We start from the raw sequence: 13,069 nt of genomic DNA on the forward strand, positions 1-13,069 counted from the left end.
CGAACGGGTCGGGGCAGCCAGGCAGAGCGACAGCTTACTGACTATAACCTTTCAGAAAGTTACCGATGCGGCCAATGGCCTGCTCCAGTTCGTCGACGCGCGGCAGGGTCACAACGCGGAAGTGATCAGGGTAGGGCCAGTTGAACGCCGTGCCTTGCACCACCAGGAGTTTTTCCGACAGCAGCAGGTCGAGAACGAACTTCTCGTCGTTGAAGATCGGACAGACTTTCGGGTCGATACGCGGGAACGCATACAGCGCGCCCATCGGCTTCACGCAACTGACGCCTGGAATGTCGTTGAGCAATTCCCAGGTGCGGTTGCGCTGCTCCAGCAGGCGGCCTGGTGGCAGAATCAGGTCATTGATGCTCTGGTAGCCGCCAAGAGCGGTCTGGATAGCGTGCTGGCTGGGCACGTTGGCACACAGGCGCATGTTGGCAAGGATGTCGATGCCTTCGATGTAGCTCTGCGCGTTGTGCTTCGGCCCGGAAATGGCAATCCAGCCGGAGCGGAAGCCCGCTACCCGATAGGACTTGGACAGGCCGTTGAATGTCAGACACAGCAGGTCCGGCGCCAGCGAGGCGGTGCAGATGTGCACGGCATCGTCATAGAGGATCTTGTCGTAGATTTCATCGGAGAACACCACCAGGTTGTGCTGACGTGCCAGTTCCAGCATGCCCAGCAGCACTTCGCGTGAGTAAACCGCACCCGTCGGGTTGTTCGGGTTGATGATGACCATCGCCTTGGTGTTCGGGGTGATCTTGGCCTTGATGTCTTCCAGGTCCGGCCACCAGTTGGCCTGCTCGTCGCACAGATAATGCACCGGGCTGCCACCCGACAGCGCAACGGCTGCCGTCCACAGTGGATAATCGGGAGCCGGCACCAGCACTTCGTCGCCATTGTTGAGCAGTGCCTGCATCGACATCACGATCAGTTCGGAAACGCCGTTGCCCAGATAGATGTCTTCGATGCCGACACCTTCGACCTGTTTCTGCTGGTAGTACTGCATGACGGCTTTGCGGGCGCTGAACAGGCCCTTGGAGTCGCTGTAGCCCTGGGCTGTCGGCAAGTTGCGGATCACGTCCTGCAAAATTTCGTCCGGCGCCTCGAAACCAAACGGTGCCGGGTTGCCGATATTCAGCTTGAGGATGCGATGGCCTTCCTCTTCCAGACGTTTGGCGTGCTTGAGCACTGGCCCGCGAATGTCGTAGCAGACGTTTGCGAGCTTGTTCGATTTGTTGAACTGCATGGTGATGATCCCGAAAATGGACGAGGTGTTGCCGGCCTGCAATGAGGGTTGCTGCACGCTCGCCATGAAAATGGGTTTGTATGCGACAAACACGGGTGACAGACTGGGGTCTGAATGGGCGCAATCATACGTGCCACCTGATCTGCGGAAAAGACACAGATCGGGCTTTTTCGAGTTTGGAGGTGTACCTGTGGACAAGATGCAAAAAACGCTTGAAGAGTGGAAGCAGATGCTCGACCCGGAGCAATACAATGTGTGCCGACTGAAAGCCACCGAAAGGCCGTTTTCCGGCAAGTACAACAACACAAAAACAGCCGGTGTCTACCATTGCATCTGTTGCAACGAGGCGCTGTTCGATTCGCAAACCAAGTTCGACTCGGGTTGCGGCTGGCCGAGTTTCTATGCGCCGCTGGAAGGCAGTGCGGTGGTCGAAGTGCGCGATGTCAGTCATGGCATGATTCGTACCGAAGTCGTCTGCGCCAAATGTGACGCTCACCTGGGGCATGTATTTCCCGACGGCCCTCCACCGACCGGCCTGCGTTATTGCATCAACTCGGTGTGCCTGACGCTGGAGACTCGCGCTTAGCGCACTTTGCTATTTGCCGGCAACAATTATGAAAACTGGCGTGCGCGCAGCTGCCTTCTTGCGCGCTACCGTCAGGCGGTGTCTTTCCCGTCCTGTCTCGAACCTAGGTCTCGTCATGAGTGAAAACCTGCTCAACATCCCGGTCACCACGATCAAGGGAGAACAGAAAACCCTCGCCGATTTTTCCGGCAAGGCGGTGCTGGTGGTCAACACGGCAAGCAAGTGTGGCTTCACGCCTCAGTATCAGGGGCTGGAAAAGCTCTGGCAGGACTACCGGGATAAAGGACTGGTAGTGCTCGGCTTTCCGTGTAATCAGTTCGGCAAGCAGGAGCCGGGCGATGAAGGCGCTATTTCGGGGTTTTGCGAGCTGAACTACGGTGTCAGCTTCCCGCTGTTCAAAAAAACAGACGTGAATGGCCCTCAGGCCCACCCGTTGTTCGTCCAGCTCAAACAGCAGGCGCCGGGCTTGCTGGGAACCGAGCGTATCAAGTGGAATTTCACCAAGTTTCTGATCGGCAAGGACGGCACACTGGTCAAGCGTTTCGCCCCCCTGACCAAGCCTGAAGAGCTGACCAGTGAAATCGAGGCGCTGTTGCGTTAGGCGGTTTCAGCTGTTCTCGGTGAGCGGTATCCACTGGTCCAGAATGCTGATCAGTTCGGTCCGTCTGAACGGTTTGGCCAGGTAGTCGTTCATGCCTGCCGCCTTGCAGCGCTCGCGTTCGTCAGGCATGGCGTTGGCGGTCAGGGCGACGATCGGCAGGTTGGGCCAGCGACCGCTGCTGCGGATCTGGCGGCTGGCTTCGTAGCCATCCATGACCGGCATGTTGCAGTCCATCAATACCAGATCGAAATGGCCTTGTTCCAATTGCTCCAGTGCTTCGCCACCATGGCTGCTGACGACCACTTCGCACCCCAGTTTGACCAATATGCTTTTAGCGACCAGTTGATTGACCGGGTTGTCTTCTACCAAAAGGACCCGCGCCAGCCGTTGTGTTGCCTGTTCGCCTGACGCTGGGTCTCCGATACCTGTCTCTTCATGATTCAGGATTCGTCGCAGCGTATGGTAAAGCGCGTTTCGGGCCAGCGGTCGGGCCTGCTGTTGCAGCGGGGCGAGGGCAGCAACCTGTTCGCTAGGCATGAAGTTGCCGTACGCGGTGACCAATAATATCGGTACTGGCGTCCTCGGCCGAATGGCGAACAGGCATTCCGGGCAGTCGGTAATCACCAGGTCCGGCGTGTCATCCGGATCAAGGTCGTCAGCGCTGCGTCGCTTGAGGTCCACGCCCCAGTAAGGCAGCAGAGTGCCCAGCAGTTCGACCAGCCCGCTGCCCGCCGAACTGATGACCGTGACACGGCCTTTGAGTGGGGTTTGGGCGACCGCAGGCATATGGATCGGCAATGGCAATTCGGCGCTGAACTGACTGCCGAACCCCGGCAGCGAGTGAATGCTCAGCTTGCCATTCATGGCCTCGCACAAATTGTGGGTCAGTGCCAGACCCAGTCCGGTGCCACCGTACTGGCGGGTGATGGCGGTCTCTGCCTGAGTGAATGGCTGAAAAATCCTGGCCTGCGCATCCTGCGCGATCCCTATGCCGGTATCGCGCACCTCGATACGGATGCGATTGTCTCCGAGCGTGGCGTCCGCATGGTGAGTCAGGCGCACATCGACGCGTCCGAAGCGGGTGAACTTGAGGGCGTTGGACAGCAGATTGCTGACGATTTGCCGGACTCTGGTCGGGTCGCCCGTGATCATCGCCGGAAAGTCCGGCTCGATCAGGCAGGTCAACTCGACACTGGGCGCCGCGTTCTGCGAGAGCAGGTTGGCGGTGTCTTCGATCAAGGCGCCAAGATCAAAAGGAATGCGCTCGATCTCCAGGTGACCGGCGTCGAATTTGGACATGTCGAGAATATCGTTGAGCAGTTCCACCAGGACCTTGCCCGAGTCATGGGCAATCATCAGTTGCTGGCGTTGTTCTGCGCCCAGCGGGCTGTCCAGCGACAGCGCCAGCATGCCCAGCAAGCCGTTCAGCGGCGTGCGGATTTCATGGCTCATGTGCGCCAGGAAAGCTGCGCGCGCATGGGCCATGTCCAGCGCAGTACTGCGCGCTATCTGCAGCTCTTCATTGGATTCGCGCAGGCGCAGGTTGCTTGCCTTGAGCTCGTCGGTACGCGCCGAGACGATATTTTCCAGCTCGTTGAGGTGATCGTTCAGCCGGTCCTCGGCCGCACGGCGTCTTGAAAACTCGGTGCTCACGGTTTCGAACTGGCGATTGAACGTCGCGACCAGCACGCCGATTTCATCCTGCTCGTGGTGCGGCGGGCAGTTTATCTTTGCCTGATCGGGGCTGCGCGGATCGCGACTGCTCAATTCCCGGATGACCCTTACCAGCGGTTTGGTCAGGGTTGCGTAGAACAGGATGGTGAGAATGCCGGCCAGCGCAAGACTGCGTAAAAATCCGTTGAGCAGGGTGATTTCTGCGCGTTGCAGGAAGTGACTGCCGAACGCGAAGGTGTCGACAGTCAGGTACAGTGTGCCGATGGTTTCATCAGGAAGATGATCGAGGTGCAGCTTTTCCTGAAACTGCCGGCTTTCGCCGAACAGCCAGTCGCTGAGCACTCGATAGCGGCCTGTGGCCATTGGTCGATCGACGCTGGCGAGTACCGTATCGTTGTTGTCGGTCAGTCTGGCACTGACTACCGCAGGCGAGTGCAGCAGCCCGAGAGTGAGTTCCTGAGCCAGTTCGGCATCGATGTTGTAGGCAATTCGCGAGGCGGGATTCTGGATGATTTCCAGCAGTGACTTGATTTCCCGATTGATGGAAGCGTCTTCACTGGCATAATCGATCGCAATCTGCGCCACGCTCAACAGGGTTCCAAGCACGAAGCCGATCAGAACGGACAGTCGTGCCTGTTTGAATGAAAGCCTGTTCTTGAGCGATATATCCATGAGTAATGACTGTCAGTTGTCGTGCCGATGCCGGTCAAGCATAGCTGATCGGCACCGGTCACCCATCAGTTAAATAGTGAGGAGATCCCGTGGATTCTCGGTTGGATGCTTTTCTGCAGCGCGCTGACGCGGTGCTGGCCCGTCTGGAGCCATTGCTGCCGGCCCTGCGAGACCCTGTCGACTGGACACAGGCGCTGGCTGCCCGTTGGGTGCGCGAAGGGCGCAGCGGCTATCTGATGCCCTTGCAGGTCAGTCTGGATACACGCTTGACCGACCTCATCGGCGTTGACCGGCAATGTGATCAGCTAGGGCGCAATACACGCCAGTTCATTGCAGGCATGCCTGCCAACCATGCCTTGCTGTGGGGCTCGCGGGGCACTGGCAAGTCATCGCTGATCCGGGCATTGCTTGCCGAATACGCGCCTGCGGGCCTGCGTCTGATCGAAATCGAACGTGATCACTTGGGGGATCTACCCCGTGTGGTCGAGCAATTGCAGGCGCTGCCGCAGCGGTTCGTGCTGTTCTGTGATGACCTGTCGTTCGAGTCGGGGGAGGGCGATTATCGCGTGCTGAAAAGCGTGCTTGACGGTTCGCTGGAGCAGGCACCGGACAATGTGCTGCTGTACGCCACCTCCAATCGTCGCCATCTGGTGCCGGAGAAGGAGAGCGACAACGTCAACTGGCAGCACGTCGACGGTGAACTGCACCCCAGTGAAGCGGTAGAAGACAAGATTGCCCTGTCCGACCGTTTCGGATTGTGGCTGTCTTTCTACCCGTTTACTCAGGAGCATTATCTGAACGTGGTGGAGCACTGGATCACGCAACTGGCGCACAAGGCTGGACTGCAATGGCAGCGTGACGAGCCTCTTGAAAAGGCTGCCATTCGCTGGGCAACCGCGCGCGGCAACCGAAACGGCCGATGCGCTTATCAATTTGCACGTTATTGGGTAGGACTTGAATTGTTGGAGCAAAAGGCATGATCGATTTGCAAAACACCGGGGCAGGTCTTGAGGGTTACGGGCTGCTGGCCGCACAGCTTGAGGCGTTACTGGCCGATGAGCGTGATTTCATCGCCAACGCGGCGCAGTTCTCGGCGTTCCTCTACACCCAGATCGAAGACCTGAACTGGGCTGGCTTTTATCTCAATCGTGACGAAGAACTGGTGTTGGGACCGTTTCAGGGGCAGATCGCGTGCGTGCGCATCCCGTTCGGTCGCGGAGTCTGCGGGGCGGCGGCGCACACCCGGCAGACCCAGCGTGTTCAGGATGTTCACGAGTTCCCAGGGCACATCGCCTGCGACAGTGCGTCGAACAGCGAACTCGTTGTGCCGTTGGTCAAGGAGGGACGTTTGATTGGCGTGCTGGACCTGGACAGTCCGAGTGTAGGGCGCTTCAAAGAGGCGGATCAGGCGGGGGTGGAGCGTCTGGCAGCCATCTTCCTGGCGTCGACCGATTGCTGAACCAGCATCAACCGACCGTATGCTGCCCGTATGGCTGTTCGGGCAGCTGCGCGGGCAGTCATCAGTCGTAGATGACTTTTTTCTTCCATTCCGACTCGGTGTCGTCCTGTTTCAGGCCTTCAGTCAGTGCGTTATCGTCATCTTCGGTAGGTGCGGTGTTGGTCAAGACCACCGAGTTGGCACGGGCCAGTTGCTTTTCCATCGCCAGCAGTTGCTGTTGATAAGTGACAGGGTCGGGCTGGTTACGCAAATACTGCACGCCGCGCTCGAAGGCCAGGCGTGCCTGACCTGGCTGGTCCTGAGACAGTGCGGTTTGACCCAGATTGTTGAAGAACTCGATATGCAGGTTGACCAGAATAGTGCGTATCTCACGAATCCAGTGCTTGGCTTCGCTGGTTTGCAGAAAACCGTCATGCGCAGCCCGCGTGACCTGGCCATGCAGGGCTTCCAGCAGAAACCGTACATCCTTGGCCTTGGCTTCGGTCTGAATAGGCGAGACCGGGTTGGGCACATCGATGCCTTCGCCTTTGGCAATCTGCTCTTCCAGTTCGCCGATGCGGTGCTTGAGCTGGGCGTTGCCTTTCTCCATATTAAGCATGCGCTGCACAACGTTGAGTTCCAGGCGTGTCAAAAGCAACTTCAGTGCGGGTGACATCAGCTGACCTGGAAACACTTCAGTGATTTCACCGCAGCGACGCAGGCGATCACTCAGTTCAACCTTGGTGCGGGCTTTTTCCAGTTTGCCGTTTTCAGCGACGTGATTCAGGTAGCCGATCGCGATCAGCAGCGCAATGCCTGCCAGTACCATCAGCGTGATCATGAGTGGAGTCACTGTGCAAACCTCATTTGTTCAATTAGTTTTAGTGCGAGTGTAGTGGCTAAGCACTACTGCGCATAGATGCCCTCTCGGAGTTTGTCGGCATCTCTTCTATATAGATGAGGGCAGATCAGGCAACTGAGCAATATAGGTCAGGCCAGCGGACGGCCGGTTGCTGTCGGCCACTGTCTGGCCGACGTCGAAGTTATTGATTTCAATAAATTTTCAGATGGGGGTTGACGCCTTCTCAAACCATCCATAGAATGCGCGCCACTTACAGCGTAAAGCACACAGCGTAGCGCAAATAAGTAGTGAATGTTGTACGTGTGTCCCCTTCGTCTAGTGGCCTAGGACACCGCCCTTTCACGGCGGTAACAGGGGTTCGAGTCCCCTAGGGGACGCCATTGCGGGAATAGCTCAGTTGGTAGAGCACGACCTTGCCAAGGTCGGGGTCGCGAGTTCGAGTCTCGTTTCCCGCTCCATTTTTAAGCAGCTTTGCTTCAGGGCAGGGTTGAGTGAAACCAGTACACATCTTCGGATGGTGTCTGGAACTGAAACACACACCATTGTGTTTCAGGCAGTGTCCCCTTCGTCTAGTGGCCTAGGACACCGCCCTTTCACGGCGGTAACAGGGGTTCGAGTCCCCTAGGGGACGCCATATTGCGGGAATAGCTCAGTTGGTAGAGCACGACCTTGCCAAGGTCGGGGTCGCGAGTTCGAGTCTCGTTTCCCGCTCCAAATTCACAAAAACGCCGCTCAATAGAGCGGCGTTTTTGTTTGTGCGTTTTACTGATCGGCATTTCCAGACAACGCCACTTGCTGTGAAGCAGCGTTGTCCGGCGCTTATCATCAAGGCATCTGCGGCATTTCATTAGGGCGCATGTCAAACACCAGCACCTCTGCGTCGACGCCGTCTTTCAGGCTGATCAACTGTTCGTTGCGCACCCGTACACCGTCCCCTTCGCCCAGTTGCTCGCCATTGAGCACGACGCTGCCATGGGCAACATGCACGTAAGCGTAGCGGTTGGGTGCCAGCTCCAGCGTCGCAGTTTCGTTGCCATCGAACAGGCCGGCATACACGCGAGCGTCCTGACGAACCTTGAGCGCACCGTTTTCGCCTTCCGGCGAGATGATCAACTGCAAACGGCCGCGTTTCTGCTCGGCGCTGAAATGCTCCTGCTGGTAGTTCGGCGTTGCACCTGCAACGTTCGGTACGATCCAGATTTGCAGAAAATGCACGCCCTCGGAGTGCGAATGGTTGAATTCACTGTGCGCCACGCCACTGCCGGCACTCATGAGCTGCACATCACCCGGGCGAATCACCGAGCCGGTGCCCAGTGTGTCCTTGTGTTCCAGTGCGCCTTCCAGCACGTAGGAAAATATCTCCATGTCGCGGTGCGGGTGCTGACCAAAGCCTTTGCCTTCAGCAACGCGATCATCGTTGATCACCAGCAGGTCAGAAAACCCTTGCTGCTGCGGGTCGCGATAGCCGCCAAAAGAGAAGGTGTGAAAGGATTTCAGCCAGCCATGATTGGCAGCGCCACGCTCGGAAGCCTTGCGAAGAGTCAGCATGATTCTTTCTCCATCCGTACATCGATGCTGCACATTCAGCAATCGATCAAGTGAGACGAAGATTACGGCTTATCGACTGTCGCAATAAGGGGCTGAGAGATGAATCACTGTCTCGCTGAGGTTGACAGTGCCCAGCGGAACGTTAGGCTCTGGGTGAACATCTTGTTGATCACACTCAGGCCGCGACCCATGAATCCTTTTGAAGACATGCGAATTTTCTGCCAGGTCATGGAGTCTGGCAGCTTCACGGCGGCATCCGAAAAGCTCGGGCTGTCCAAGCAGTTTGTCAGCCGTCGCCTGATGCAGTTGGAGGAGCGGCTAGGGGTGCGTCTGCTCAACCGCTCGACACGACGCCTGGATGTCACGCCACTGGGCCAGAGTTACTACGAATCGTCCCTGCGTCTATTGGCCGAGGTCGAACAAGTGGAGCAGGGCATCACCGGGCAGAACCATGAGCCCAGAGGCACGCTGCGCCTGAGTGCGCCGCTGTCGTTTGCAGTTGCTCATCTGGGCTGCCTGCTGCCACAATTTTTAAAGCGTTACCGCGATGTGGCGGTGGAAGTCGATCTGAGCGACCGTCCGGTGGACGTGATCAGTGAGGGTTATGACGTGGTACTGCGTATTGGCTTGCTGGAGGATTCCAGCTTGATTGCGCGGCGCATTGCGTCGATTGATCGGGTTTACTGCGCCAGCCCGGCGTACCTCGCCGAGCGTGGTACGCCGCAAAAACCCGAGGACTTGCACGCTCACGATTGTCTGCCTTACGGGCACAGTCGTCAGGTGCAGTGGCGTTTTCAGAATGCGGGCAAGGTAACCAGCCTGAGCGTCAGTGGCCGAATGCGCGTCAATAACGGTGAGCTGCTCAAGGACGCCGCCCTTGCCGGGCTGGGTGTCACCTATTTGCCGACCTTTATCATCGGTGCAGCATTGCGTGACGGCAGCCTGGTTCGTGTGCTGGATGATTTGCGCCCCGAGCCGCTGACGCTGTCAGCGGTTTACCCGCAGCACCGTCAGGCGTCGCGGCCAGTGCAGGCATTTGTCGAGTTTCTGCGTGAGCGCCTTGATTCGGGGATTGAGCCGGATGATCTGCGCAACTGATCGGAATTCCCACGTCATCCCTCGCTGCATCCGGCAAACGCTGCCTTGCCGTCACACATCAGTATGGCGCCGAACACTGCGACGTAGCACCAGCGCTCGTTGATTGGTCTTGCGCTGGGTATGATGGTCGTCTGTCTTTGCTGGAGCGGACATTCATGCCTGCCGAAAAACCCGAAGTAGTCATCACCTATTGCATTCAGTGTCAGTGGCTGCTGCGTGCAGCGTGGCTGGCTCAGGAGTTGCTGAGTACCTTCAGTGACGACTTGGGCAAGGTGTCTCTGCAGCCTGGCACCGGTGGCGCATTTCGCATCACTTGTGACGGTGTGCAGCTCTGGGAGCGCAAGGCCGATGGCGGCTTTCCCGAGGCCAAAGTGCTCAAGCAGCGCCTCCGGGACCAGATCGATCCGGCACGCGATCTCGGCCATAACGACCGACCCACGCCCGACAGCCCTCGGTAAGACGGCGCCGCTGTCACGACATCGCCATGTGCGTGTCACATTCAGTTAACCGGCATGCTCCACTCTCTTCGAAACCATGCCGGAGGTCGTCCCCATGAGCAGTGCCCAGCTCGCCACACCCAGCCGCAAACAACGTGTGCGGACCTTGTGGATTTCCGACGTTCACCTTGGCACGCGTGATTGCCAGGCCGAGCATCTGTCTGCCTTTCTCAAGCGCTATCAGGCTGACAAGGTGTATCTGGTGGGCGACATCATTGATGGCTGGAAGCTGCGTGGCGGCATGTATTGGCCACAAGCGCATACCAACGTGATCCGCCGCCTGCTGACCATGAGTAAGCGTGGTACCGAGGTCATCTACGTCACAGGCAATCATGACGAGTTTCTGCGCCGTTACTCGAAACTGGTGCTGGGCAACATACAACTGGTAGACGAAATCGAGCACCTGACGGCAGATGGCCGACGTTTTCTGGTGATACACGGCGACCAGTTCGACGTGATCACCCGTTATCACCGCTGGCTGGCCTTTCTGGGCGATTCGGCCTACGAGTTCACCCTGACCCTCAATCGCTGGCTGAACCACTGGCGGGCCAAGTATGGCTATGGCTACTGGTCGTTGTCGGCGTACCTGAAGCATAAGGTCAAGAGCGCCGTGAGCTTCATCAGCGACTTCGAGGAAGCCATCGCCCACGAGTGCGTCAAGCGCGGTCTGGACGGCGTGGTGTGTGGGCATATTCACCACGCTGAAATTCGTCAGGTGGGCGGTGTGGAATACCTTAATTGCGGTGACTGGGTCGAATCCTGTACTGCCTTGATCGAGCACCTGGATGGCAACATCGAACTGTTCCGCCTGGCTGATGCACACCTGAAAGCGCAGCAAGTGGTGACGCAGGAACCGGTCAGCGAGCCTGCTGCCTGAACCTCAGAACGGCACCTTGCCCAACAGCATGTCGCGGTACATCACGAAGTCGCCGAGCAGGCTGTAGAACGGGTGCCTGAACGTGGCCGGACGGTTTTTCTCGAAGAAAAAATGCCCGGCCCAGGCGAAGCCGTAACCCGCAAGCGGCAGCAGCCACAACAACCCCCATCGGCCACTGCCCAAGCCGAACGCCAGCAAAAAGACTACCAGCGACGTGCCGATAAAATGCAGGCGCCGGCTGGTACTGCTGCTGTGTTCCGCGAGGTAGAAGGGATAGAACTCGGCAAAGCTTGAGAAACGCTTGATGGTATCCACGGTGCGCCACCCTCGTGTTGGTTCCTGTTGTTATACACAAGTCCCGAAGAGCCCGGAAGACGAGGGGGTCAGCGCGGGAAGGCGTGTTATCGCGGTGGTCGGCCTCAATGTCGCCAGAACGCCGGTACGCACAGAACCAGCACGGTAATGATCTCCAGTCGACCCAGCAACATGCCGCCGGACAGAATCCATTTGGCGGCATCCGGCAGGGTAGAGAAATTACCGGCCGGCCCGATGACTTCACCCAGGCCTGGCCCTACGCCGGACACCGTACTGGCGGCGCCGGTGAGCGCGGTCATCCAGTCCAGACCAAGCAGTGACAGCATCAGCGCAATCAGGCAGATGGTAATCGTGAAAAAGAACGAAAAGGTCAGGATCGAGCGAACGATCTCGTCGTCCAGACGATGGCCGTTGTATTTCTGCTTCATCACAGCGCGCGGGTGGATCAACTGATTGAGGTTGGTCTTGAGCAGGATGTAGGCCACCTGGAAGCGGAAAATCTTCACGCCGCCCGCTGTCGAGCCAGAGCAGCCGCCGATGAAGCCCAGGTAAAAGAACAGCATCAGCGAGAAATTGCCCCACAGGCTGTAGTCGCCGAGTGCAAAGCCTGTAGTCGTGACCACCGACGTGACATTCAGGGCCACATGGCGCAACGCTTCGGTCCAAGGCAGGTCCGTGGTGTTGGCGTACCAGACGGTCATCACCAGCCAGGTGAGCAGCAACAGACCGATCAGCCCCTGCACCTGCTCATCCTTGATCAGCGCCTTGCGGTTGCCGCGCAGGGTCGCGACATAGAGAGTAAAGGGCAGGCTGCCGAGGATCATCACCACGATGGCGACCCAATGCACGGCAGGCTGGGGCCACTTGGCCAGCGACTGGTCGGAGGTAGAAAAACCACCGGTGGAAATGGCCGACATCGCGTGGTTGATCGCATCGAACAGGCTCATGCCTGCTGCCCAGAAGGCCAGGCTGCCCAGCGCGGTAAAGTCGACGTAGGCCAGCACAATAAATTTCGCGACCATGTGCGAGCGCGGCATGACTTTTTCGGAGCGGTCGGAAGACTCGGTCTGGAACAGGCGCATGCCACCGATACGCAATAACGGAAGAATGGCCACCGCCATGCCGATGAAGCCGATGCCGCCGAGCCAGTGCAGCATCGAGCGCCAGATCAGAATGCCCGGCGACATGCTGTCCAGATTGCTGAGTACGGTCGAGCCGGTGGCGGTAATGCCCGACATGCTTTCAAAAAACGAGTCGGTGTAGCTGATGTGCTGGGTCAGCAGAAAGGGTAGGGCAGCGAAGATGCACACCACGATCCAGCTGGAAACCGTCAGCATGTACATGTCCCGTGGGCGCAGTTGCACATTGTCGGGACGTCCGGGCACCACCAGCGCCAGCCCGGCGATGAAGGTAATAGCGCTGGCCCACAGAAACTCGCGCAGGTCTTCGAAGCGGTCGTAGATGACCAGCGTCGCCATGGGCACAATCATCGCGACCGCCAGAGTGATCAGGAAGATGCCGATGATGAAACCAATGATGCGAAGGGTCGGCAACGACATGGATGGCTCTGGGTGGTGTCTGGGAAAGGCGCCATTCTACCTGCGCTTTGTGCCAAGTAAACCGGCACGGCGGGTCGGAAGGTTCGACACAAAGGG

Annotated in this window: 13 protein-coding genes and 4 tRNA genes; 11 read left to right on the forward strand and 6 right to left on the reverse strand. The window is 58.2% G+C overall.

Features of this window, described 5'->3' with window-relative positions; genetic code table 11:
* Window positions 1-34: 34 nt before the first annotated feature.
* Window positions 35-1,246, reverse strand: a complete 1,212-nt coding sequence (locus POR16_RS07210) for a pyridoxal phosphate-dependent aminotransferase (protein ID WP_005889803.1) — start codon at window positions 1,244-1,246, stop codon at window positions 35-37.
* A 190-nt stretch (window positions 1,247-1,436) separates the two neighbouring features.
* Between POR16_RS07210 and msrB the strand changes: the two genes are divergently transcribed.
* A complete protein-coding gene (gene msrB / locus POR16_RS07215; protein ID WP_005889804.1) occupies window positions 1,437-1,832 on the forward strand; it encodes a peptide-methionine (R)-S-oxide reductase MsrB in 396 nt (131 codons plus the stop codon).
* Window positions 1,833-1,947: 115 nt separating this feature from the next.
* Window positions 1,948-2,433 (forward strand): glutathione peroxidase, encoded by a 486-nt coding sequence (locus POR16_RS07220; RefSeq protein ID WP_005889805.1) that lies wholly within the window; start codon window positions 1,948-1,950, stop codon window positions 2,431-2,433.
* 6 nt (window positions 2,434-2,439) lie between these two features.
* On the opposite strand, the gene POR16_RS07225 is transcribed toward POR16_RS07220, so the two are convergent.
* A complete protein-coding gene (locus POR16_RS07225; RefSeq protein WP_024669862.1) occupies window positions 2,440-4,779 on the reverse strand; it encodes a hybrid sensor histidine kinase/response regulator in 2,340 nt (779 codons plus the stop codon).
* An 89-nt stretch (window positions 4,780-4,868) separates the two neighbouring features.
* On the opposite strand from POR16_RS07225, the gene POR16_RS07230 reads away from it, so the two are divergent.
* Together POR16_RS07230 and POR16_RS07235 are read left to right on the forward strand one after the other, a co-directional pair.
* The gene (locus POR16_RS07230) at window positions 4,869-5,759 is read left to right on the forward strand and encodes an ATP-binding protein (RefSeq protein ID WP_005889808.1); all 891 of its coding nucleotides are present in this window, start codon (window positions 4,869-4,871) and stop codon (window positions 5,757-5,759) included.
* Complete coding sequence (locus POR16_RS07235; protein ID WP_005889809.1) at window positions 5,756-6,238, forward strand: GAF domain-containing protein; 483 nt, start codon at window positions 5,756-5,758, stop codon at window positions 6,236-6,238. The genes POR16_RS07230 and POR16_RS07235 overlap by 4 nt, the downstream gene beginning before the upstream one ends.
* A 61-nt stretch (window positions 6,239-6,299) precedes the next feature.
* Here the strand turns inward: POR16_RS07235 and POR16_RS07240 are convergent, their stop codons facing one another.
* Entirely contained in the window at window positions 6,300-7,058 is a 759-nt protein-coding gene (locus POR16_RS07240) for a hypothetical protein (RefSeq protein ID WP_054998457.1), read from the reverse strand.
* A 325-nt stretch (window positions 7,059-7,383) separates the two neighbouring features.
* On the opposite strand from POR16_RS07240, the gene POR16_RS07245 reads away from it, so the two are divergent.
* From POR16_RS07245 to POR16_RS07260, 4 genes are all read left to right on the forward strand, one after another.
* Window positions 7,384-7,459 (forward strand) — tRNA-Glu (locus tag POR16_RS07245).
* A 2-nt stretch (window positions 7,460-7,461) separates the two neighbouring features.
* Window positions 7,462-7,537 (forward strand) — tRNA-Gly (locus POR16_RS07250).
* A 100-nt stretch (window positions 7,538-7,637) separates the two neighbouring features.
* Window positions 7,638-7,713, forward strand: a tRNA-Glu gene (locus tag POR16_RS07255).
* 4 nt (window positions 7,714-7,717) lie between these two features.
* A tRNA-Gly gene (locus tag POR16_RS07260) sits at window positions 7,718-7,793 on the forward strand.
* A 111-nt stretch (window positions 7,794-7,904) separates the two neighbouring features.
* On the opposite strand, the gene POR16_RS07265 is transcribed toward POR16_RS07260, so the two are convergent.
* A complete protein-coding gene (locus POR16_RS07265) occupies window positions 7,905-8,627 on the reverse strand; it encodes a pirin family protein (RefSeq protein WP_005889812.1) in 723 nt (240 codons plus the stop codon).
* A gap of 189 nt (window positions 8,628-8,816) precedes the next feature.
* Here POR16_RS07265 and POR16_RS07270 point away from each other — a divergent pair, with 189 nt between their 5' ends.
* The 3 genes from POR16_RS07270 to POR16_RS07280 all read left to right on the forward strand — a co-directional run bounded on the left by POR16_RS07270 (window position 8,817) and on the right by POR16_RS07280 (window position 11,099).
* Window positions 8,817-9,725: a LysR family transcriptional regulator gene (locus POR16_RS07270; RefSeq protein WP_005889814.1), complete on the forward strand. Its 909-nt coding sequence runs from the start codon at window positions 8,817-8,819 to the stop codon at window positions 9,723-9,725.
* A 155-nt stretch (window positions 9,726-9,880) separates the two neighbouring features.
* A complete protein-coding gene (locus POR16_RS07275; RefSeq protein ID WP_024669858.1) occupies window positions 9,881-10,183 on the forward strand; it encodes an Rdx family protein in 303 nt (100 codons plus the stop codon).
* Window positions 10,184-10,277: 94 nt separating this feature from the next.
* Entirely contained in the window at window positions 10,278-11,099 is an 822-nt protein-coding gene (locus POR16_RS07280; protein ID WP_005889821.1) for a UDP-2,3-diacylglucosamine diphosphatase, read from the forward strand.
* 3 nt (window positions 11,100-11,102) lie between these two features.
* Here the strand turns inward: POR16_RS07280 and POR16_RS07285 are convergent, their stop codons facing one another.
* A complete protein-coding gene (locus tag POR16_RS07285; RefSeq protein ID WP_005889823.1) occupies window positions 11,103-11,414 on the reverse strand; it encodes an Mpo1-like protein in 312 nt (103 codons plus the stop codon).
* A 104-nt stretch (window positions 11,415-11,518) separates the two neighbouring features.
* Window positions 11,519-12,973 carry a TrkH family potassium uptake protein gene (locus POR16_RS07290; protein WP_122381111.1) on the reverse strand — a complete coding sequence of 485 codons (1,455 nt, stop codon included), beginning with the start codon at window positions 12,971-12,973 and terminating at the stop codon, window positions 11,519-11,521.
* Window positions 12,974-13,069 lie beyond the last annotated feature (96 nt).

Source organism: Pseudomonas coronafaciens pv. oryzae str. 1_6, from assembly GCF_000156995.2.
In the GTDB taxonomy this organism is placed as follows: Bacteria; Pseudomonadota; Gammaproteobacteria; order Pseudomonadales; family Pseudomonadaceae; genus Aquipseudomonas; species Aquipseudomonas tremae.